Origin of the sequence: Curtobacterium sp. B18, from assembly GCF_000333375.1 — a bacterium.
Lineage (GTDB): Bacteria > Actinomycetota > Actinomycetes > Actinomycetales > Microbacteriaceae > Curtobacterium.
On the sequence record NZ_BACZ01000574.1, the window covers coordinates 1 to 1143 of the forward strand.

Sequence of the window (1143 nt, forward strand, 5' to 3'; positions counted from 1 at the left end):
GGTACGTGTCACCGGGTCGGACCCCGGGACCGGCACCGGCCCAGACGTCGTCGACCGCGTCAGCGGGAACGTCCCGCGTCCGTCGACCACGACCGAGACGGCCGTCGCCGTCGCGGACCGCACCGAGAAGCGCGGCACGTCGGCGTCCAGCCGGAACCCCGGGATCTCGTCGATGGCCGTCTCGTGCATGCCCCAAGGGTACGAGGGCGCGCGGGTATCCTGGGAAGGCTCGTTCAGAGGGGTGCAGATGCCGGTCTACCTCGACCACGCCGCGACGACGCCGATCCTGCCGGAGGCGCTCGCCGCGTTCACCGCTGCGCTCGGCACCGTCGGCAACCCGTCCTCGATCCACAGCGCGGGCCAGCGGGCGAAGATGCTGCTCGAGGACGGCCGGGCCGCCGTCGCGGCGTCGCTCGACGCCGACCCGGTCGAGGTCGTCTTCACCTCGGGCGGCACCGAGAGCATCAACCTCGCGGTGAAGGGCATGTTCTGGGCGCGGCAGCAGGACCGCCGTCGTCCGCGCATCGTCGTCCCCGGCGGGGAGCACCACGCGACGGTGGACACGGTGGCCTGGCTGGAGCAGCACGAGGGGGCGGTCGTTGACGTGGTCCCGTTGGACGCGCAGGGGCGCGTCGACCTGACGGCCCTGGAGGCGCGGCTCGCCGACGCCTCGGACGTCGCCCTGGTCACGTTCCTGTGGGCCAACAACGAGGTCGGCACGATCGCGCCGGTGTCGCGGATCGTGGAGCTGGCGCACGCCGCCGGCGTGCCCGTGCACAGCGACGCCGTCGCGGCCTACGGCCAGGTCCCGGTGTCGTTCGCGGCGTCCGGGCTCGACGCGCTGAGCGTCTCCGCGCACAAGATCGGCGGCCCGGTCGGCATCGGCGCGCTCGTGCTCGGCCGTCGTGCGACCGTCGAGCCGCTCATCCACGGGGGCGGGCAGCAGCGCCAGGTGCGGAGCGGGACGCAGGACGCGCCGGCGGCGGCGGCCTTCGGGGTCGCGGCGTCGATGCCGCACGCGGACGTCCGGGCACTGCGGGACCGCCTCGTCGCGGGCGTGCGGGCAGCGGTGCCCACGGCGGTGCTGATGGGCGACCCGGTCGACCGAACTCCCCGGCAAGCGCACTTCACGTTCCCGGGCTG

General features: G+C 74.6%; 2 protein-coding genes. One reads left to right on the plus strand and one right to left on the minus strand.

From position 1 onward, the window contains the following. A partial coding sequence (locus tag I5E_RS21950) for a hypothetical protein (RefSeq protein ID WP_042723951.1) occupies window positions 1-189 on the minus strand: 189 nt, incomplete at its 3' end. A 58-nt stretch (window positions 190-247) separates the two neighbouring features. On the opposite strand from I5E_RS21950, the gene I5E_RS15450 reads away from it, so the two are divergent. After that, on the plus strand, window positions 248-1143 hold an 896-nt coding region (locus I5E_RS15450), incomplete at its 3' end, for a cysteine desulfurase family protein (protein WP_031262919.1).